At 67.7% G+C, this 19,818-nt stretch carries 17 protein-coding genes and 1 tRNA gene; 12 read left to right on the top strand and 6 right to left on the bottom strand.

What is annotated here, in order from left to right; translation table 11 throughout:
* Positions 1-20: 20 nt before the first annotated feature.
* Entirely contained in the window at positions 21-620 is a 600-nt protein-coding gene (locus EJ903_RS00810) for a hypothetical protein (RefSeq protein WP_126611214.1), read from the bottom strand.
* Positions 621-712: 92 nt separating this feature from the next.
* Positions 713-2,701 carry a DNA topoisomerase IV subunit B gene (gene parE / locus EJ903_RS00805; RefSeq protein WP_126611212.1) on the bottom strand — a complete coding sequence of 663 codons (1,989 nt, stop codon included), beginning with the start codon at positions 2,699-2,701 and terminating at the stop codon, positions 713-715.
* Positions 2,702-2,811: 110 nt separating this feature from the next.
* On the opposite strand from parE, the gene EJ903_RS00800 reads away from it, so the two are divergent.
* Complete coding sequence (locus EJ903_RS00800) at positions 2,812-3,207, top strand: acyl-CoA thioesterase (RefSeq protein ID WP_126611210.1); 396 nt, start codon at positions 2,812-2,814, stop codon at positions 3,205-3,207.
* A gap of 6 nt (positions 3,208-3,213) precedes the next feature.
* Here the strand turns inward: EJ903_RS00800 and EJ903_RS00795 are convergent, their stop codons facing one another.
* From EJ903_RS00795 to EJ903_RS00785, 3 genes are read right to left on the bottom strand one after another with little or no spacing between them, the layout of a single operon-like run.
* A complete protein-coding gene (locus tag EJ903_RS00795) occupies positions 3,214-3,573 on the bottom strand; it encodes a winged helix-turn-helix domain-containing protein (RefSeq protein ID WP_126611208.1) in 360 nt (119 codons plus the stop codon).
* A gap of 24 nt (positions 3,574-3,597) precedes the next feature.
* Positions 3,598-4,716 (bottom strand): PLP-dependent cysteine synthase family protein, encoded by a 1,119-nt coding sequence (locus EJ903_RS00790; protein ID WP_126611206.1) that lies wholly within the window; start codon positions 4,714-4,716, stop codon positions 3,598-3,600.
* A 54-nt stretch (positions 4,717-4,770) separates the two neighbouring features.
* A complete protein-coding gene (locus tag EJ903_RS00785; RefSeq protein WP_126611204.1) occupies positions 4,771-5,649 on the bottom strand; it encodes a helix-turn-helix domain-containing protein in 879 nt (292 codons plus the stop codon).
* 106 nt (positions 5,650-5,755) lie between these two features.
* Between EJ903_RS00785 and EJ903_RS00780 the strand changes: the two genes are divergently transcribed.
* Positions 5,756-6,733: a threonine dehydratase gene (locus EJ903_RS00780; RefSeq protein ID WP_126611202.1), complete on the top strand. Its 978-nt coding sequence runs from the start codon at positions 5,756-5,758 to the stop codon at positions 6,731-6,733.
* A gap of 38 nt (positions 6,734-6,771) precedes the next feature.
* Here EJ903_RS00780 and EJ903_RS00775 read toward each other — a convergent pair whose 3' ends face one another.
* On the bottom strand, positions 6,772-8,454 hold the full coding sequence (locus tag EJ903_RS00775) for a methyl-accepting chemotaxis protein (protein WP_158627855.1): 1,683 nt from the start codon (positions 8,452-8,454) through the stop codon (positions 6,772-6,774).
* Between the two features lie 247 nt (positions 8,455-8,701).
* Here EJ903_RS00775 and EJ903_RS00770 point away from each other — a divergent pair, with 247 nt between their 5' ends.
* From EJ903_RS00770 to EJ903_RS00730, 10 genes are all read left to right on the top strand, one after another.
* Positions 8,702-9,433, top strand: coding sequence for a DUF6065 family protein (locus tag EJ903_RS00770; protein ID WP_126611199.1), 732 nt, complete (start codon positions 8,702-8,704; stop codon positions 9,431-9,433).
* 105 nt (positions 9,434-9,538) lie between these two features.
* The gene (locus EJ903_RS00765) at positions 9,539-9,835 is read left to right on the top strand and encodes a hypothetical protein (RefSeq protein ID WP_126611197.1); all 297 of its coding nucleotides are present in this window, start codon (positions 9,539-9,541) and stop codon (positions 9,833-9,835) included.
* Positions 9,836-9,964: 129 nt separating this feature from the next.
* Positions 9,965-12,220, top strand: a complete 2,256-nt coding sequence (gene glgB, locus EJ903_RS00760) for a 1,4-alpha-glucan branching protein GlgB (protein WP_126611195.1) — start codon at positions 9,965-9,967, stop codon at positions 12,218-12,220.
* Between the two features lie 405 nt (positions 12,221-12,625).
* Positions 12,626-14,764 (top strand): glycogen debranching protein GlgX, encoded by a 2,139-nt coding sequence (gene glgX / locus EJ903_RS00755; RefSeq protein ID WP_126611193.1) that lies wholly within the window; start codon positions 12,626-12,628, stop codon positions 14,762-14,764.
* A 131-nt stretch (positions 14,765-14,895) separates the two neighbouring features.
* Positions 14,896-15,966 carry a response regulator gene (locus EJ903_RS00750; RefSeq protein WP_126611191.1) on the top strand — a complete coding sequence of 357 codons (1,071 nt, stop codon included), beginning with the start codon at positions 14,896-14,898 and terminating at the stop codon, positions 15,964-15,966.
* A gap of 155 nt (positions 15,967-16,121) precedes the next feature.
* Positions 16,122-18,356 (top strand): 4-alpha-glucanotransferase, encoded by a 2,235-nt coding sequence (gene malQ, locus EJ903_RS00745; protein WP_126611190.1) that lies wholly within the window; start codon positions 16,122-16,124, stop codon positions 18,354-18,356.
* A 94-nt stretch (positions 18,357-18,450) separates the two neighbouring features.
* Positions 18,451-18,927 (top strand): bacterioferritin, encoded by a 477-nt coding sequence (gene bfr, locus EJ903_RS00740; protein ID WP_126611188.1) that lies wholly within the window; start codon positions 18,451-18,453, stop codon positions 18,925-18,927.
* Positions 18,928-19,106: 179 nt separating this feature from the next.
* Positions 19,107-19,180 (top strand) — tRNA-Gln (locus tag EJ903_RS00735).
* Positions 19,181-19,309: 129 nt separating this feature from the next.
* Entirely contained in the window at positions 19,310-19,504 is a 195-nt protein-coding gene (locus EJ903_RS28135) for a DUF6538 domain-containing protein (RefSeq protein WP_377005523.1), read from the top strand.
* Positions 19,505-19,566: 62 nt separating this feature from the next.
* On the top strand, positions 19,567-19,818 hold a 252-nt coding region (locus tag EJ903_RS00730; RefSeq protein ID WP_210211356.1), incomplete at its 3' end, for a transposase.

Genomic DNA, 19,818 nt, shown 5'->3' with positions numbered 1-19,818 from the left:
CGCCGGCGGGCGTTGCGGCGTCAGCAATCCGGCCGCAGAAAACACACGCGGTCGCTGCGCCGGGTGGGGAACAACGACACGGTCATGTCGCTGATGAGCTGGCGCAGCCCTGGATCGTCCAGCCCCGTGGGGTTGTCCAGCCAGCCGGTGGCGGTGGTCAGCGCCCCGCCGCCCCGGCAGAAGGCCCCCTGCACGACCAGCGTGCTGTCCGGCAGCGGCGCGCCCGGCGGCAGGGTCGGCACCGCATCGTCACGGCAAACGCCCCAACTCGGCAGATTGCCGGTGGCGTTGAAGACCAGCACAACGCGGTAATCGGGCCGGGCGCTGTCGTTTGGCGTGGTGGTCAGGGTGGTGCGCAGCCCCATGATGCGGTTCTGCATCGACGGCAGCACCGCGCGGGCCAGACTCTCCGCGCCGCTGCCAAAAGGCAGGCCGTGCAGCACCACGCGCAGGTCGCGGTCGTTGGCGGCGTAGGCCACTTCGCTCATCGAATAGGCGGGAGCCGGGTCGCCCGCCACCACCCGCTCCGCGCAGCCCGGCAGGGCGGCGAGCAGCGGCAGCAGCGCCCCGCCGATCCAGCGGAACCGCCCCTGTGCAGCGCGTGCGCGTTCGGTGTTCATCAAAGGCCAACCACGGATGAGGACGCCCCACTATGGCGCGCCAACCCGGCGACCAGCAAGGGGGCCTTGCGCGCCCGGTCACGCGGTGCGCCTCACAGGTCGATGTCGTCCACCTTCACGAATTTGGCGTTGTCCTGGATGAATTTGAAGCGCAGCTCGGGGCGTTTTCCCATCAAATCCTCCACCAGGGACCGGGTGCGCTCGCTGTCCTCACGCTCTTCGGGGTCGGCGGCGTTGGGAACCACAACCCGCAACAGGCTGCGCTTGGCCGGATCCATGGTGGTGTCGCGCAGCTGCGCGGGCATCATCTCGCCCAAGCCCTTGAATCGGCTGATGTCCGGCTTCTTGCCCTTGAACATGCGGGCCATCAGCTCGTCCTTGTGCGCGTCGTCGCGGGCGTAGACCTGCTTGTTGCCGTGGCTCAGGCGGTAGAGCGGGGGCAGGGCGAGGTAGAGATGACCGTTCTGGATCAGGCCCGGCATCTCCCGGTAGAAGAAGGTCATCAGCAGCGAGGCGATGTGCGCGCCGTCCACGTCGGCGTCGGTCATGATGATGACCCGCTCGTAGCGCAGCTTGTCGGTGGAAAACTCCTTGCCGACGCCGCAGCCCAGCGCCTGGGTCAGGTCGTTCAGCTCCTGGTTCGCCTTCATCTTGTCGGTGGAGGCGTTGGCGACGTTCAGGATTTTGCCGCGCAGGGGCAGGATCGCCTGGGTTTCGCGCTGGCGCGCCTGTTTGGCCGAACCGCCCGCCGAATCGCCCTCGACCAGAAAGATTTCCGTGCCTTCGGGGGAGTTGCGCGAGCAATCGGCCAGCTTGCCGGGCAGGCGCAGGCGGCGGGTGGCGGTCTTGCGGCCCATCTCCTTGGACTGCTTGCGCCGCGCCCGCTCCTCGGCCTTTTCGATCAGCCGGTCCAACAGGGCGTTGGCCGAGGGCGGGTTGCCCGACAGCCAATGGTCGAAATGGTCCTTGACCGCCGCCTCGACCAGCTTCTGCGCCTCCGCCGTGACCAGCTTTTCCTTGGTCTGGCCCTGGAAATGCGGTTCGCGGATGAAGACCGACAGCAGCACGCAGGCGTCGCCCAGCACGTCGTCGGCGGTGATCTGCCCGGCGCGCTTGTTGTTGGTCAGCTCGCCATAGCCCTTCAGGCCGCGCGTCAGGGCGGTGCGCAGCCCCGCCTCGTGCGTGCCGCCCTGCGGGGTGGGAACGGTGTTGCAATAGGTGTGGGAGAAGCCTTCGTCGTCGTCGGGCCAGGCGACCGCCCATTCGACCCGGCCCTGACCGTTGGGGAAATCCAACGATCCGGCGAAGGGGGCGGGGGTCAGCGTCTTGCGGTCCTTCAGCGCCGCCGTCAGGTAATCGAGCAGGCCGCCGGGGAAATGCAGCGTCTCGCTGGCCGGAGTCGTCGAATCGGCGGGCAGCATCGCCGGATCGCAGCTCCAGCGGATTTCCACCCCCCGGTACAGATAGGCCTTGGACCGCGCCATCCGGTAGACGCGGTGCGGCTCGAACCGGGCGGACTCGCCGAAAATCTCGGCGTCGGGATGGAACCGGATGGTGGTCCCGCGCCGGTTGACGTGGCCCTTGCCGGTCAGCGGCCCTTGCGGCACGCCCCGGCTGTACTCCTGCACGAACAGGTGCTTGTCGCGCGCCACCTCCACCGTCAGCCGGTCCGACAGCGCGTTGACCACCGACATGCCGACGCCGTGCAGACCGCCCGAGGTTTCATAGACCTTGTTGGAGAATTTGCCGCCGGAGTGCAGCGTGGTCAGAATGACTTCCAGCGCCGATTTGCCGGGGTATTTCGGGTGGTCGTCGATGGGGATGCCGCGCCCGTTGTCGCGCACCACCACCGTGTTGTCCGCCATCAGCTCCAGATCGATCCGGCTGGCGTGACCCGCCACGGCTTCGTCCATCGCGTTGTCGAGGATTTCGGCGATCAGATGGTGCAGGGCGCGGTCGTCCACGCCGCCGATGTACATGCCGGGGCGGCGGCGGACAGGCTCCAGCCCCTCCAGCACCTCGATGTCCTGGGCGGAGTAGCTGTCGGGTTTGCGGCCGGTGTTCTCGAAAAGATCGCTCATGGGGGCGCATCGTAGGAATTTCGTCAGGGGTGCGCAAGCGCATCCTGTGGGGCTTATATACCGAGGTCCGGCGCGATGCTGCGTCAAATTTTCACGACGGCGAGGGTCCGATGAGCAAAGGTGCCACCTATGACTTTGACCATGGTCCCGCCCTGCGGGCGATCGCCATGCCCGCCGACACCAATCCCAACGGCGATATTTTCGGCGGTTGGCTGTTGTCGCAGATGGATTTGGCCGGGGGAACGGTGGCCGTGCGGCGGTCGCGCGGGCGCGTCGCCACGGTGGGGATCGAGGCGATGACCTTCCACAAGCCGGTCTTCGTCGGCGACGAGGTGAGTTGTTTTGCCACCATCGAGAAGGTGGGGCGCACCTCCATGCGGGTCCGCATCGAAACCTGGGTGCGCCGCCAGCGCTCCGGCGAGGAGGCGATCAAGGTGACGGAGGGCGTCTTCACCTACGTGGCCATCGGCGAGGACCGCGCCCCGCGCGAGGTGCCGCCGGAATGAGGGCGCTTACGGTTCCTCGGCCTGGTAATCCGGGTTGACCATGGCTTGCAGGGCGGCCAGCCGGTGGGCGGTGGCGACGCGCGCCTCCCGCTCCACCGCGCGGTAATGGTCGATCACCTGTTCGCCGAAGGCGGTCAGGACGGTTCCGCCGCCCTGACGCCCGCCGACGGCGGCGTTGACCACCGGTTCCTTGAACAGGCGGTTCATGTCATCGACCAGCAGCCACGCCCGGCGATAGGACATGCCCAGCGCCCGCCCGGCGGCGGAGATCGAACCGGTGTCGCGGATCCGCTCCAGCAGCATGATCTTGCCCGGTCCGATGGCCCCGGCGGGATCGAAATCGATGCGGATGTGCAGACGCGTCATGCCGGGGCCTGTGCCTGTGTCGGGTCAGCGGGCCGCCGAATCCAGCCCGTCGTCGCTCCATTGTCCGGTGCGGAAGAAATCCTCCACCCGCGCGATCCAGGGATCAATATCAATCCCGGCGGCGTTCAGCCAGTCGCGGTTGAAGTAGGTCCCGCTGTAACGGTCGCCCGGATCGCAGATCAGCGTGGCGACGCTGCCGCGCCGCCCGGCCCGCGCCATCTCCGCGATCAGGCTGATGGAACCGATCAGGTTGGTTCCGGTCGATCCGCCGCAGGAGCGGCCCAGCCGGTCGCGCAGCACCCAGGCGGCGGCGACGCTGGCGGCGTCGGGCACGCGGATCATGCGGTCGATGACGCCGGGCTGGAAGGACGGCTCCACCGTCGGCCGCCCGATGCCCTCGATGCCGGAGCCGCGCCCGACCGTCGCCGCCGGATTTTGGTCGCGGAAGCCTTCGAAAAAGGCCGAATGCTCCGGGTCGGGAACGCAGACCTTGGTCGGCAGCCGCCGATAGCGCACGTAGCGGCCCATGGTGGCGGAGGTGCCGCCGGTTCCCGCTCCGCAGACGATCCAATCGGGAATCGGCTGCGGTTCGCGCGCCAACTGCTCGAAGATGGATTGGGCGATGTTGTTGTTGCCGCGCCAGTCGGTGGCGCGTTCGGCGTAGGTGAACTGGTCCATGAAATGGCCGCCCGCGTCGCGGGCCAGCCGCCGGGCCTCCGCACAGACCTGCGACGCCTGCTCCACCATGTGGCAGCGCCCGCCGTAGAACTCGATCTGCGCGATCTTGGCCGGGGAGGTGCCGCGTGGCATCACCGCGACAAACGGCAACTCCAGCAATTGGGCGAAATAAGCCTCCGACACGGCGGTGGAGCCGCTCGACGCCTCGATCACCGTGGTCCCTTCGCGAATCCAGCCGTTGCACAGCCCGTAGAGGAACAGCGACCGCGCCAGCCGGTGTTTCAGGCTGCCGGTGGGGTGGGTCGATTCATCCTTCAGATACAAGGTGATGCCCGGTGTGGCGGGCAGCGGCAGGCGCAACAGATGCGTGTCGGCGGAGCGGTTGACGTCCGCCTCGATGCGGCGCAGCGCTTCATCGAGCCAGGAGCGGGGGGCGGGCGACGGGGGAACGGAAAGCGCGGTCATGGAATCCTGTCCAGAAGATGAACCGTCCAGTGCGCGAACGGTTCCGCCGCCACCCTATTCCACAGCAGATTTTTGGGCAATAGGGGTGTGGCCAGGTTCCCGCAGGCTGTCGCGGAAGGCGCGCGGGCTGAGGCCGAAGCGCTGGCGGAACTGCGTGGTGAAATGCGCGTGGGAGGAAAAACCGGTCTCCACCGCCAGCGCGCTCAAATCGCCCGTTCCCGCGACCAGCGCGGCCCGCGCCCGCGCCAGCCGACGGTCGATGATGTGGGCGTGGGGCGGCTGGCCGGTGGCCGCGCGAAAGGCCCGCGCGAAGAAACCGGCGGACAGGCCCAGGGCGTCGGCGATGTCCTGCACGGTCAGGGCGCTGTCGAGCTTGGCCTCGATCACATCGAACGCCATCCGCAACCGGGCCGGGGTCATCCAGCGCGCGGCGTCGCGCTGGCCGGGCGCTGGTCCGCAAGGCGCGCGCAGCCGGTCGAGCAGGGTCAGACAGGCGGCCTCGCCGGTCAGGGCGTTGGCGGGGGTGGGGTGCAGCAGCGTCCGCCGCAGGGCGTGGGCGGCCACCACAGCCGGGGCGTCGATGCGGTCGCGGAACGGATCCCGGAGGCTTTTGCCCCCGTCGCGGTCCAGATCATGGAGCGGATCGAAACCGCTCACCACCAGATACTCCCCGCCGCGCCGCGATTGGGAATAGACGTCGCAGCCGGTGGGCACGAAGGCCAGGCCGTTCGGCATCGCCTGGAACGGCGTCACCCGGTCGCTGGCGATGGCATGGTGGCCGCTTTGATGGTCGAAGGAAAAGCCCAGCGCGGGGCGGTCCGCCGTGTAACGGCTTTCGTAGGGCTGGCGCGGCAAAAGCTGGGCGGTCCAGCGGCCCAGGCGCAGCTTGCGGATCGGTTCGGTCGGGTCCGTGTCCTTGCCGTCGCTCGCCACGCGCTTCCTCCCGGTTGGGCGCGGATCGTTCGTGTCAGGATTCTGAAAGCGCGCTCCCGCGATTCAGGGGAAAGATGGGGCATCGCGCAAGCAGGAAATCCCGATCATGACTCTGTTCACCCGTGACGCTCTGGAGCGGGCGGCGGCGACCGTCCACCGCCATATGCTGCCCACCCCGCAACTCCACTGGCCGTTGCTGTCGGAAGCGGTCGGCACCACCCTGTGGGTCAAGCACGAGAACCATACCCCGACCGGTGCCTTCAAAATCCGGGGCGGCATCACCTTCATGGAATGGCTGCGGCGCGCCCACCCGCAGGCGCGCGGCGTGGTGACGGCCACCCGTGGCAACCACGGCCAGAGTCAGGCCCGCGCCGCCCGCGCCGCCGGCCTGTCGGCGACGATTGTCGTCCCGCACGGCAATTCCGTTGAAAAGAACGCGGCGATGCGCGGCTGGGGCGGCGCGGTCATCGAGTTCGGTCGGGATTTCGACGAGGCGCGCGGCGAGGCGATGCGGCGGGCGGACGCCGAGGGGCTGTTCCTGGTCCCGCCCTTCCACACCGAGATCGTGCGCGGCGTCGCCACCTATGGGCTGGAGCTGTTCACGGCGGTTCCGGACCTGGATGTCGTCTACGCGCCGATCGGCTGCGGATCGGGCATCTGTGGCCTGATCGCGGCGCGCGACGCGCTGGGGCTGCGCACCGAGATCGTCGGCGTGGTGTCCACCGAAGCGGCGGCGGCCAAGCGGTCGTTCGAGGCCGGGCGTCTGATCGAAACCCCGTCCGCCAACACCTTCGCCGACGGGATGGCGGTGCGGGTTCCGGTGCCCGACGCCTTCGCGATTTATTCGAAGGGAGCCGCGCGCATCGTCGCGGTGGACGACGACGCGGTGGCGGTGGCGATGCGCCTGCTGTACCGCACCACCCACAACGCCGCCGAAGGGGCCGGGGCGGCGGCGCTGGCCGCCGTGATGCAGGAGCGCGAGGCCCTGCGCGGCCGGACGGTGGGCGTGGTGCTGAGCGGGGCCAACATCGACAGCGACGCGTTCGCCACCGTTCTGGCGGGCGGCACGCCGCGCGTTCCGTAACCCGGAGCCGCGCGGCGCGTGACGGGGCCGCCGACGGGTCAGCCCTGGCGGATGCGGGCCAGGAAGGTCGCGACCTCCGTCTGCATCCGTTCGGATTGGGTGGAGACGGCCCGCGCGGCGGCGGCAACCTCCGCCGACGCGCTGCCGGTCGCCGTGGCGTGGTTGCACACCATGGTCAGGCTGTTGGAGACGGAGGCCACGCCGTGCGCGGCCTCGTTCACGTTGGCGCTGATGTTGCGGGTGGCGGCCCCTTGCTCCTCGATGGCGGCGGAGATGCTGGACGCCACGCTGTTGACGGTTTCGATGACGCCGCCCACCCCGCGCATGGCCTCCACCACCGACGCGGTGGCGTTGGTCATCGCCTCGATCTGCGCCTGCACGTCGTCGGTCGCCTTGGCGGTCTGGTTGGCGAGGTTCTTCACTTCGCTCGCCACCACGGCAAATCCCTTGCCCGCTTCCCCGGCGCGCGCGGCCTCGATGGTGGCGTTCAGCGCCAGCAGGTTGGTTTGCGCGGCGATGCTGCGGATCAAATCCACCACCTCGACCGTGCGTTTGGCGACGTTGTCCAACTGCTCGATCAATTGATAGGTGCGGCGGACATCCTCGACCGCGCGCGAGGAGCCGGCGGTCGATTCGGCGACCTGCTGGGCGATCTCGCGGATCGATCCGGCGAGCTGTTCGGTCGCCTCGGCCACCGCGTTGACGTTGTCGGAGGTGTGGCCCGACGCCTGGGCGGCGCTGTCCATCAGATGGGTGGTCTGTTCGGCCCCCTGGCTCATGGCGCTGGAGGTGGAGGTCAGCTTGTTCGCCGCCTCGGCCACCGACCGGACCAGCCCGCCGACCGTGCGTTCGAAATCATCGGCGAAACGGATGGTGGCGTTGCGCCGCTCCGCCGCCGTCTGGCTTTCCATCGCCGCCTGGCTGGCGCGCAGTTGCGTGGCCTCGACCGCCGTTTGCCGCAGGATTTCGATGGAGCGGGCCAGCGTTCCCACCTCGTCGCGCCGCTCGTCGCCCGTCACCTTGGTGGACAGGTCGCCCTTGGCGATGCTTTCCGTGGCCGCGCTCAGGCGGTTCAAGCCGTTGGCGATGGTCGAGGCCATGCGCAGGCCGATGGCCCCCAGCACCAGCACGCCCAGCGCCGTCGCCGCCAGCGTTTCCATCAGAACGGTGCGGAACGCCGCATCGACGTCGTCGATGTAGACGCCGGTGGCGATCAGCCAGCCCCACGGCTCATACGCCACGGTGTAGACCAGCTTGGGCTGGGGTTCGGTGCCGGTGGCCTTGGGGAAGTGATAGGTCAGGAAGCCGCCGCCGTTCCGCGCCAGCCGGGCCAGCTCCTTCACCACGAACACGCCGTTCGGGTCCTTGAACTCGGCCAGCTTCTTGGTGCCTTCCACATCCGCGCGGATCGGGTGGAACATGTTCGTGCCGTCATACTCATAGCCGAACATGTATTCGTTGCCCGAGAAGCGGACGGCGCGCAGCGTATCCTTGACGCGCTTTTGCGCCTCCTCCTTGCTGAACTCGCCCTTTTTGGCGCGCTCGTCATAGGATTTGGTGATCGTCAGCGCGGATTCGACCACCGCCCGAATCGAGTTTTCGTAGCCGGTGATCATCAACGCCCGCTTGGCGTAGGCCGACCAGATTCCGGCGGCGAGGATCGCGACGATGAACAGCGCTTGCAGGATGAGAAGCTTGGCACGGATGCTGTGGACGGACATGCGCATGGCACCCTCGGCGGAAAGTCTGATTTTGCCATAAAAACAAGGGATCGAGGTTGGACCTCGTCGATGGCCCGCTTGTTATGCGTAAAATCATACGACTCATCGCCAGGTTAAAACATGCTGGGGTATACCCTAGAGGCCGTGTTGCGACAACGCGCCACGCCTTTCGCGCGCCGACCTTGCGGCCTGCCCCCCGCACAAGGACGGGTGAACTGTGCCCCTGGGTTGTGGCAGACTGCGTCCCATGACTCTGATCGCACACCCGCTGTCGGGGGCCATGCCCGACATCCGCCCGGCGCGCGCGACGCGCGACTGGATCGACGCGTTGCCGGAACAATACGGCTACCGTTGCCTGCCCTTGAACGTCGCCAGCATGCACGGGTGGGAGGTGTGCAGCCCCTGCCGGGTGACGGCGGTGTGGGACGGCGGGGGCGGTCTGGACGCCATCACCGTGACGGCGGAAGAGCCGCATCCCCTGATTCCCGCCAGCCATTTCGGCAGCGGCGTGCTGACCTTTCACGTCGCCGTGCTGTTCCGCACGCCGCCGGGGGTCAATCTGATGGTCACGGGGCCGATCAACCACCCCAAGCACGGGATCATGGGGCTGTCGGGGATCATCGAAACCGATTGGTCGCCCTATCCCTTCACCATGAACTGGAAATTCACCGCCCCCGGCGTGCCGGTGACGTGGGAGCGTGGCGAACCCTACGCCCATTTGATGCCGATCCAGCGCGGTTTGCTGGAAAGCCTGGAGCCGGAGATCCGCCCGCTGGACAGCGATCCCGAAACGGCGGCGCAATACCGCCACTGGGCGACCTCGCGCACCCAGTTCAACGCTGATCTGCAAACCCCCGGCAGCACCGCCGCGCAAGAGCGCTGGCAGAAGGGCTATTACCGGGGAAAGATGCCCGACGGCGGCGACGGCCCGCCCGACCACGAAATCAAACTGCGCCCGAAACCGTTTCCTGCGGGGTAACGTCCTCTCCCTTGCCGGAAAGTCTGGTCATTCGCACACACAATCGTTAGACATTGCAACGGGTTGATCCAACGGTTTGGCGTGGCGGGGACGAGGCTGTTCGGAATGCAGCATTGGCTCGACGACGATGCGGCGCTCTGTTCGATCGAAATCCTTGCGGAAGCGGTCGAACGGGCCTGCGTGCCTGGCATTGTGGAACTGCGCATGCTGCGCAACGCGCTGCGCGAGGCGCTCCGATCCAAGACACCGGAGGCGGTGAAGACCGCCTTCGGCATGTTCGCGCGCGTGGATCGCGACTACCGCCGACGCATCGCGCACGAAGCCCTGACGCTCGCCAGCGAACAGAAGGGCCGCTTCGCCCCGCGCGAGCGGGCGGTGCGGCGGACCCGTCTGGTGACGTGACGGCGCGGCGGGGACCGCTGGGGCGTGGTATGACCGGGCGCAACCCTGTAAGCTTGTGGGCCAAACGATCACGCCGCACGCGCTGACACAGCGCGCGGCAACCAACAGCGACAGGGCAGGGGGCAGCCGATGACCAGCGACGCGGTGACGACGGACAGCGCCGAGGAGCAACGCCGGGCCGACGACCGCGCCCTGCGCGACGCGGCGCGCGCCATCGCGCGGGCCGAGCATGGCGATCCCTTCGCCGTGCTGGGCATGCATCAGAGCGGACCGGGCCAGCCGGTGGAGGTCCGCGCCTTCGTGCCCGGGGCCGAACGGCTGTGGGTGATCGACAGCGCCAGCGGCGACCCGGTGGGCGAGGCCGTCCGCCTGCTCGACGACGGCTTTTTCGTCGCCACGCTGGCCGACCGGACCCAGCGGTTCCGCTACCGCCTGCGCGCCCAGTTCCCCTTGGCGACGGAGGAGTTTGACGACGCCTACCGCTTCGGGCCGGTGCTGGGCGAACTCGACATCCATCTGCTGAACGAAGGGACCCACCTGCGCGCCTTCGAACGGTTGGGCGCGCACCCGCGCGCGGTCGATGGCGTGCCGGGCGTGGCCTTTGCCCTGTGGGCACCCAACGCGCGGACCGTGTCGGTCATCGGCGATTTCAACAATTGGGACGGCCGCCGCCTGCCGATGCGCCGCCGGGGCGTGTCGGGCCTGTGGGACATCTTCGTGCCGCACGCCACCGTCGGCCAACGTTACAAATTCGAGGTGCGCGGCCCCGGTGGCACCCTGTTGCCCGCCAAGGCCGATCCCTTCGCCTTCCGGGCGGAGCTGCGCCCGCACACCGCCTCGATCATCCATGGCCTGCCGCCCTATGACTGGCAGGATCGGGCGTGGCGCGAGCATCGGGCGCACAGCGGCGAGCGCAACGCCCCGGTGTCGATCTACGAGGTGCATCTGGGATCCTGGGCGCGGGTGCCGGAGGAGGGCGACCGCTTCCTGACCTATCGGGAGTTGGCCGACCGCCTGATCCCCTACGTCACCGATCTGGGCTTCACCCACATCGAGCTGCTGCCGATCACCGAGCATCCCTTTGATGGATCCTGGGGCTACCAGCCCATCGGCCTCTACGCCCCCACCAGCCGCCACGGCTCGCCGGAGGAGTTCAAGGAGTTCGTGGACGCCTGCCACCAGGCCGGGCTTGGGGTGCTGCTGGATTGGGTCCCGGGCCATTTCCCCACCGATCCGCACGGGTTGGGCCAATTCGACGGCACGCATCTGTACGAACACGCCGACCCACGCCAGGGTTTCCACCAGGATTGGAACACGCTGATCTACAATTTCGGTCGGCGCGAGGTGCAGAATTTCCTGCTGGGCAACGCCCTGTTCTGGCTCGACCAATACGGGTTGGACGGCCTGCGTGTCGATGCGGTGGCCTCCATGCTCTACCTCGATTACAGCCGCAAGGAGGGGGAGTGGATCCCCAACGAATTCGGCGGTCGGGAGAATCTGGACTCCATCGCCTTCCTGAAGCGGATGAACGAGCTGGTCTATGGCCAGCATCCCGGCGCCATGACGGTGGCGGAGGAATCGACCTCCTGGCCGATGGTGTCGCGCCCGACCTATCTCGGCGGTCTGGGCTTCGGCTACAAATGGAACATGGGCTGGATGCACGACACCCTGTCCTACATGCAGTGCGACCCGATCCACCGGCGCTACCACCACCACCAGATGACCTTCGGGCTGATCTATCAGTTCTCCGAAAACTTCGTTCTGCCGCTCAGCCACGACGAGGTGGTGCACGGCAAGGGATCGCTGATCGAGAAGATGCCGGGCGATGACTGGCAGAAATTCGCCAATCTGCGCGCCTATTACGGCTTCATGTTCGCCCATCCCGGCAAAAAGCTGCTGTTCATGGGGGCGGAGTTCGCCCAGCGCCGGGAATGGAGCGAGGCGCGCAGCCTGGATTGGCATCTGCTGGACCAGCCGCGCCACCAGGGCATCCGCGCCCTGATCGGCGATCTGAACCGCCTGTACCGCGACCTTGCCCCGCTGCACCGCACCGATTGCGACCCATCGGGGTTCGAGTGGATAGAATCGAACGACAGCGAAAATTCGGTCTTCACCTTCCTGCGCAAGGCCGACGAGTCCGGTCACATCGTGGTGGTCGTCTGCAACTTCACGCCGGTCCCGCGCCATGGCTACCGCATCGGTGTGCCGCTGCCGGGCCGCTACACCGAACGGCTGAACACCGATTCCGCCGCTTACGGCGGCAGCAACCTCAGCAACGGCGACGCGGTGGAGGCCGAACCGACGCGCTGGCACGGCCGCACCCACTCCCTGACCCTGACCCTGCCGCCGCTGGCGACGCTGATTCTTGAGCGGTGGGAGGGCTGACCGGTCGCGCCGCATGCGTCTTCCGGGATTTTCCGCGCGGACTTTGCCGGAGCCTTCCGGCTGGTTTAGGAAGGAGTGACCACGTCGCGTGGAGTGTCCCATGCCCCCCGTTTTCCACCAGACCGCCGCCGCTGCGTGGCGTGGCACCCCGCTCTCGACAAGAGGCAGGCCGCGCCGCTGTGGCTCCCGTGCAACCGGTGAACAGGGGCGCGAAATCTGTTGCACGGTGTTTCAAACGTTCCATTCGCCGTTTCACAGGCCCCCGATCCGTCCCCGGCGATGGGGCGGCGGGGTGATGGCCCGTCAATCCCCGCTTGACGTTGGCGCGCGAGGCTTTCTAATGGGGATCAAGGGGTTGCCCTGTTCCCCCCGTTATTGCTCCCACCGTCTGCCGGATTGACGCCGATGCCCTCGACCGCCGCCCGCACCGCCGTCTGGCCCGGAAAGCCGCACCCGCTGGGCGCGACGTGGGACGGGTTCGGGGTGAATTTCGCGCTGTTTTCCGCCCACGCCGAGCGGGTGGAACTCTGCCTGTTCGACAAGACCGGCCAGCGGGAGTTGGAGCGCATCACCCTGCCCGAACACACCGACGAGGTGTGGCACGGCTATTTGCCCGACGCCCGGCCCGGCCAACTCTACGGCTACCGCGTCCATGGCCCCTATGAGCCGGAGGAGGGCCACCGCTTCAACCCCAACAAGCTGCTGATCGACCCCTACGCCCGCGCGCTGTTCGGCGGCTTCAAATGGTCGGATGCCCATTACGGCTACCGCGTGGGATCCACGCGCGAGGATCTGTCCTTTGACCGGCGCGACAACGCGCGCGGGATGCCGAAATGCCGGGTGGTCGATGGGGCCTTCACCTGGGGCCATGACCGCCACCGTCCGGTCCCATGGAGCGACACCATCCTGTACGAAGCCCACCCGCGCGGCTTCACCATGCGGCACCCCGACGTGCCCAAGCCGGTGCGCGGGACCTTCGCCGGCATGTCCACCGCCGCCGTCATCGAGCATCTCAAGGCGCTGGGCATCACCTCGATCGAGCTGCTGCCGGTCCACGCCATGGCCGACGAACAGCATCTGCTGACGCGCGGGCTGACCAATTACTGGGGCTACAACAGCATCGGGTTTTTCGCCCCCGAACCGCGCTGCATGAACACCGGTGTGCTGTCGGAGTTCAAGACGATGGTCGCCCGCCTGCACGAGGCGGGGATCGAGGTGATCCTCGACGTCGTCTACAACCACACGGCGGAAGGCAACCATCTGGGGCCGACCCTGTCCTTCAAGGGCATCGACAACCTCAGCTATTACCGGCTGATGCCCGACAGCCCGCGCCACTACATCAACGACACCGGGACCGGCAACACCCTGAATTTCGCCCACCCGCGCGTCGTGCAGATGGTGATGGATTCGCTGCGCTATTGGGTGACGGAGATGCACGTCGACGGTTTCCGCTTCGACCTGGCCACCGTGCTGGCGCGCGAACCCTATGGCTATGATCCCGGTTCGGGCTTCCTCGACGCCGTGCGGCAGGACCCGGTTCTGGCCGATGTGAAGCTGATCGCCGAACCGTGGGACGTCGGCCCGGGCGGCTATCAGGTCGGCAATTTCCCGCCCGGCTGGGCCGAATGGAACGACCGCTACCGCGACACCGTCCGCCGCTATTGGCGCGGCGACGACGGCATGCTGCCGGAGCTGGCCGGGCGAATCGCCGGGTCGGCCGACCTGTTCGAAAAGCGCGGGCGGCGGCCCTGGTCCTCGGTGAACTTCATCACCGCCCATGACGGTTTCACCCTGCACGATCTGGTCTCGTTCAACGACAAGCACAATTGGGCCAACGGCGAGGACAACCGCGACGGCCATTCCGCCAACTGCTCCTGGAATCACGGGGCGGAGGGGGAAACCGACGATCCGGCGATCAACGCGCTCCGCGCCCGGCAAAAGCGCAACCTGCTGGCCACGCTGTTCCTGTCGCAAGGCACGCCGATGATGCTGGCGGGGGACGAGCTGAACCACACCCAGCGTGGCAACAACAACGCCTATTGCCAGGACAACGACACGACGTGGCTCGACTGGTCGCGCCAGGACGCCCGGCTGCTCGCCTTCGTCCGCCGCCTGATCGCCCTGCGCAAGGCCCACCCGGTGCTGCGCCGTCCGGTCTTTCTGCATGGCCGCGACACCGCCGCCAACGGGCTGAAGGACATCGTCTGGTTCAACAGCCAGGGGGTGGAGAAGACCGCCGAGCATTGGCGCAACACGCAGGCCCGCTGCATTTCCCTGCTGCTGAACGGACGGGCGGGCCATCACCTCGGCCCCGATGGGCAGCCGTTGACCGACGGCGTGCTGCTGATCGTGCTGAACGCCCACGCCGACACGGTCCCGGTGATCCTGCCCGATGTGCCGGGCGGGCGCGGCTGGCGCTGCACGCTCGACACCCGCCAGCCCGACGGCGCCGGGGACGAGCGGTTGCACCTGTCCGGTCGTGCGGTTCCGGTCGACGGGCGCAGCGTGCTGGTCTTCACGCTGGTCGAACAGCCGGGTCTGTGACACGGCGCGCGCCGTGATCGGGCGTGCGCCGCTTTGCCCACTGGCCTTTGTTTCGGGGACGTAGTAACCGCAACAGCCGGTGGTGAAACCATGCTAGAGTCGCACGATCCTGCGACCCGTCGGACAAAGCGATGCCGGATTACGATTTTTCCCAGGTGGACGCCGCGATCATCGACCCGCAAATGAACACGGCGCGGGTCTTCCGCGACGTGCTGGCGCGGATGAGTTTCCGCCGGATCGAGCTGTTCGATTCGGTCAAGGCCGCCATCGGCCTGATGAGCGCAGGCACACCCGATCTGATTCTGGTCGACGCCGACGGGGAGGGGGATGAGGCCTTTCGCTTCATCCGCGCCCTGCGCAACGAGCCGGGGGTTCCCAACCCCTTCACCGGCCTGATCGTCACCACCTGGGCACCCACCCCGGCGCTGCTGGGCCGCGTCGCCAACGTCGGGGCCGACGATCTGCTGCTGAAACCCGTGTCGCCCAAGCAGGTGAAGGAGCGGGTGGTCGCCCTGATCGAGGCGCGCAAGGGCTTCGTCATCACCGCCGACTACACCGGCCCCGACCGCCGCAAGGCCCCGCGCGAGGGCGCGCAGGTCCCGGTTCTCGACGCCCCCAACACGCTGCGGATGAAGGCGACCGGCCAATGGAGCCACGCCGCCGTCCGCCCCCTGATGGCGGAGGCCATCGCCTTCGTCGTCGAGCAGAAGCGGATCCGCGCCTCCATCCAGGTGGCCTTTCTCGCCGAATTCGCCAAGCCGGGCCTGCTGCGCCCGGTGGCGGAGCGCTCCGCCCTGGACCACATCGGGCGGATCGGCGGCTTCATCGACGATCTGCTGCGCCGTCTGCCGGAGGATGGCAGCCTCGCCCACGTCGAGACCGTCGCCAAATCGGTCAAGCGGCTGGCCGACAAGCTGCGCGCCCACGCTGAACAGGGTGCGATCGACTCCGACGATGTGGAGCAGTTGCAGACGCTCTCCCGCGCCCTGATGCAGGGGGTGGATCCCGACCGCTCGCTCGGCGACATGACGCGGGAGGTGACGACCGCCGTCACCGGCTACCGCAACCGGCTGGAGCAGATGGCCCAGGCCAAGGCCGCCGCCCTGGCCGTGCAGGCCGCCCCACCCCCGGCGGAGGACGGGGCGGCGGCTCCGCCCACCGCTGGCGCTGGGGCCGCTCAACCGCAAGCCTCGGCCCCCTAACCCGTTCCAAGGGAATTTGTGCGCCTGCACACGCTTTGGCTGGACCTTGCGCCGGAGCCAAGCGATCCTTTGCCTCGGGCGGGGAGGGCGCGTGTGGGCGCGTCGGTTCCCGGCCCGCAGACGCAGGCGACCGAACAACGCACGGGGATTCTTGGATGAGCGCTCTCGACCGGCTGGCCGATTTCGTCGGGATTGAACCCTTCTACCACGACATTTGGGGCAACCGGCGCGAGACCTCGGCGGCGACCAAGCGGGCGCTGGTCGGGGCGATGGGGCTGCCCGCCGCCACCGATGACGAGGCGGAGCTGTCCTTGCGGTCGGTCGAACAGCGGGCGTGGCGTCGGTTGCTGCCGCCGGTGCGGGTGGTGCGGGACGGGCAGGGGATCGACCTGTCGGTGTCGCTGCCCGCCGGGTTGGAGGCTGTGACCCTGTCCTGGCGCTTGGAGATCGAAGGCAAGGCGCGGGCGCGCACCGGCAAGCTGCCGGTTGGCGATCTGCCCGTTGGTGATCCGGCGGCTGGCAACCGCACCGAGCTGGACGGCGTCGCCTTCGAACGGCGGTCCTTTCCGGCGGAACTGCTGGCCGGTCTGCCCCAGGGCTATCACCGTCTGACCGTCAGCCTGCGCCCCAAGCGCGGCGCGCCGGAACTGCGCGGCGACACCCGCCTGATCGTCGCGCCCGAGCGCTGCCTGACGGTGGAGGAGGTGGTTCCGGCGGGCCGCACCTGGGGCATCGGCCTGCAACTCTACGCCCTGAACAGCGACGCGGATTGGGGGCTGGGCGATTTCGGTGGTCTGGGCCGCTTCGCGGAGACGGCGGCGGCGCTGGGGGCCGGTCTGGTCGGCCTCAACCCGCTGCACGCGCTCTACCCCGCCGACCCGCACCACATCGCGCCCTATTCGCCGTCCAGCCGCAGCTTTCTCAACATCCTGTACATCGACGTGACCCGCGTGCCGGAGCTGGCCGACACGCCCGACGCCCAGGCCCGCATCGCTTCGCCGGAGTTCCAGGCGGCGGTCGCCGCCGCCCGCGCGGCGGAGCTGGTCGATTACCCGGCGGTGTCGGCGCTGAAGCTGCCCTTGCTGGAGCGGCTCCACGCCACCTTCGCCGCGCTGCCCGCCGACCACCCGCGCCAGACCGCCTTCGCCGCCTTCCGCCAGGAGATGGGCGCGGCGCTGGAGCGTCACGCCCTGTTCGAGGCGCTGCACGAGCGGTTCTACCGCCAGGATCCGGGCCTGTGGATGTGGCGGAACTGGCCCGCCGCCTTTCAGACCCCCGACAGCGCGGAGGTGCAAGCCTTTGCCCAGGAGCGCGCCGACCGCGTCACCTTCTACGCTTATCTGCAATGGGAGGCCGACCGCCAACTGGGCGAGGCCGCCGCGCGCGGGCGCGCCGCCGGTTTGCCGCTGGGCTTCTACCGCGACCTCGCGGTTGCCGCCCATCCCGGCGGTGCGGCGGCCTGGGGCGACGCGGGCATTCTGGTGCAGGGGGCGAATGTCGGCGCGCCACCCGACCAATTCAACCTGAAGGGGCAGAATTGGGGCCTGTCGCCGCTGTCGCCGCTGGGCTTGCGCGAGGCCGCCTATCAGCCCTTCGTCGAGCTGCTGCGCGCCAACATGCGCCACGCCGGGGCGCTGCGCATCGACCACGTCATGGCCTTGCAGCATCTGTTCTGGATCCCGGAGGATGGCAGCGACGGCGCTTACGTGATGTACCCGCTGGAGGATCTGCTGGGCATTGTCGCGCTGGAAAGCCGCCGCAACCGTTGCGTGGTGATCGGCGAGGATTTGGGGACCGTCCCCGACGGCTTCCGCCCGGCGCTGGAGCGCACCGGCGTGCTGAGCTACCGCGTGCTCTATTTCGAACGCCACGCCGACGGCGCGTTCAAGGCCCCCGGCGATTACCCCACCGACGCCATGGCCACCGTCAGCACCCACGATCTGCCCACCTTCAAGGGCTTCTGGACCGGCCGCGATCTGGACTGGCGGCAGCGCCTGGACCTCTACCCCAGCCCGGAAAGCCGGGAAAAGGATGTCTGGGACCGTGGCGTCGACCGTTGGCGGCTGTTGCAGGCCCTGTCCTGGCAGGGGCTGCGCCCGGCCAGCTACCCCAACGACGAAGGCGACCAACCCTATCGCACGGAGCTGGCCGCCGCCCTGCACGGCTATCTGGTCCGCACCCCGTCGCGCATCGTCATGGTGCAGATCGAAGACATGCTGGGCGAAATCGAACAACCCAACCTGCCCGGAACCGTCGATCAACACCCGAACTGGCGCCGCCGCCTGACCCAGCCGGTTGAGGTTTTGAACGCTCTTTCGGAGGTGCGACAAATTGTCGCACCCTTGCGAGACGCTCTCACTGGTCAGTCCAACGGATTGGCCGCTAAATAAGCCTCAGAAGAAATTCATCCGTTGTTTCAAGCACTTGCGACGCATTCGCAACTCTGTTCGACGGGCTGACAATGATCATCAGGAGGTTTAGGACATGAAGGGCGATCCCACCATCATCAAGCATCTGAACACGGTGCTGACGAACGAGCTGACCGCGATCAACCAGTATTTCCTGCACGCCCGCATCCTGAAGAACTGGGGCCTGCTGCGTCTGGCCGACAAGGTCTACAAGGAATCGATCGAGGAGATGCGCCACGCCGACAAGCTGGTCGAACGCATCCTGTTCCTGGAAGGCCTGCCCAACCTTCAGGACCTGCACAAGCTGAAGATCGGTGAGGATGTGCCGGAGATGTTCAACGCCGACATGGGCGTGGAACTGCACAACCGCGCCATCCTGCAGGCCGCCATCACCGACTGCGAGGCGGTGAAGGACTTCCACAGCCGCGAAATCTTCGTGGAAATCCTGGAAGACACCGAAGAGCACATCGACTGGCTGGAAACCCAACTGGAACTGATCCAGCGCGTCGGCCTCACCGGCTACCAGCAGCAGCACATCCACAGCGGCAGCTGAGAGCCGCGACCAAGGGGCGGTGTGCTCCATCCACCGGTTGACCATGGCCGACGCTCCTCACGAGCGTCGGCCATTTTTTTGAGGAGCGGCGAAAAAAGTTCTAGGCAACCCACCCCTCCACTGCTATAAGCCCGCCCACACCACGGAGCACGGCACACAACGCCGCTCCGGTGACGGTCTGGGGGATCGTCTAGCGGTAGGACAGCGGACTCTGACTCCGCCAGCCTAGGTTCGAATCCTAGTCCCCCAACCATATTCTCCAAACGGTCAGCACTTTCAGGAACTTACGGGCTGTGCGCACCCCGCAACGCTGGGCGTGTGCGAAACTGACTCGCAACGCTGTCGCAGATCGCGCACCCCGGTCGGCCTGGAGTGACCGAGCGTGGCGAAGCTGGCCCACCTCTCCCTGCGTTCCAGTATCTGGTATTGGCGCCGACGCTGCCCGCGCGCTCTTCCCTGCGGTGATCATCGGACGACATACGAGATGTCGCTCAAGACGAGCGACCGGCGCACGGCCATCCGACGGGGGCTTGCGCTCAACAGTACGCCTCCGGTGAGTGCCGCCTTGGCAAAGTAGGGTCCGACGTCCGAGTTTTGCGTTGCGCATCATCGCGCGGCAGCAAACGAGTTGCAAACGTCATGGCTTATGAGCGGGTCGAGGTTTTGACGGGCCGGGAACGGCGGCGGAGCTGCACGTCGGCGGAGAAGGTGCGGATGGTGGAGGGGGCGTTTCGGCCCGGCGTGGTGGTGACGGAGTCGGCCCGTCGGTTGGGCGTGCACGAATGCCTGCTGTATCGCTGGCGGGACCTGATGAAGGTCGGCGGGACGTCCGTGGCCGAACCGCCCGGCTTTGTCGCGGTGACCATCACGCCGGAGCCGAGCGTGATGGAA

The organism is Azospirillum griseum, assembly GCF_003966125.1.
Classification (GTDB): Bacteria; Pseudomonadota; Alphaproteobacteria; order Azospirillales; family Azospirillaceae; genus Azospirillum; species Azospirillum griseum.
This window is presented reverse-complemented; position numbering and strand designations above follow the sequence as displayed.

What these genes read in the sequence shown, in the direction of transcription:
- bfr (WP_126611188.1), top strand. Translation starts at nt 18,451, where the DNA reads ATGAAGGGCGATCCCACCATCATCAAGCATCTGAACACGGTGCTGACG.
- EJ903_RS00810 (WP_126611214.1), bottom strand. Translation starts at nt 620, where the DNA reads ATGAACACCGAACGCGCACGCGCTGCACAGGGGCGGTTCCGCTGGATC.
- parE (WP_126611212.1), bottom strand. Translation starts at nt 2,701, where the DNA reads ATGAGCGATCTTTTCGAGAACACCGGCCGCAAACCCGACAGCTACTCC.
- EJ903_RS00780 (WP_126611202.1), top strand. Translation starts at nt 5,756, where the DNA reads ATGACTCTGTTCACCCGTGACGCTCTGGAGCGGGCGGCGGCGACCGTC.
- EJ903_RS00765 (WP_126611197.1), top strand. Translation starts at nt 9,539, where the DNA reads ATGCAGCATTGGCTCGACGACGATGCGGCGCTCTGTTCGATCGAAATC.
- EJ903_RS00790 (WP_126611206.1), bottom strand. Translation starts at nt 4,716, where the DNA reads ATGACCGCGCTTTCCGTTCCCCCGTCGCCCGCCCCCCGCTCCTGGCTC.
- malQ (WP_126611190.1), top strand. Translation starts at nt 16,122, where the DNA reads ATGAGCGCTCTCGACCGGCTGGCCGATTTCGTCGGGATTGAACCCTTC.
- EJ903_RS00750 (WP_126611191.1), top strand. Translation starts at nt 14,896, where the DNA reads ATGCCGGATTACGATTTTTCCCAGGTGGACGCCGCGATCATCGACCCG.
- EJ903_RS00775 (WP_158627855.1), bottom strand. Translation starts at nt 8,454, where the DNA reads ATGTCCGTCCACAGCATCCGTGCCAAGCTTCTCATCCTGCAAGCGCTG.
- EJ903_RS00770 (WP_126611199.1), top strand. Translation starts at nt 8,702, where the DNA reads ATGACTCTGATCGCACACCCGCTGTCGGGGGCCATGCCCGACATCCGC.
- glgX (WP_126611193.1), top strand. Translation starts at nt 12,626, where the DNA reads ATGCCCTCGACCGCCGCCCGCACCGCCGTCTGGCCCGGAAAGCCGCAC.
- EJ903_RS00800 (WP_126611210.1), top strand. Translation starts at nt 2,812, where the DNA reads ATGAGCAAAGGTGCCACCTATGACTTTGACCATGGTCCCGCCCTGCGG.
- EJ903_RS00795 (WP_126611208.1), bottom strand. Translation starts at nt 3,573, where the DNA reads ATGACGCGTCTGCACATCCGCATCGATTTCGATCCCGCCGGGGCCATC.
- glgB (WP_126611195.1), top strand. Translation starts at nt 9,965, where the DNA reads ATGACCAGCGACGCGGTGACGACGGACAGCGCCGAGGAGCAACGCCGG.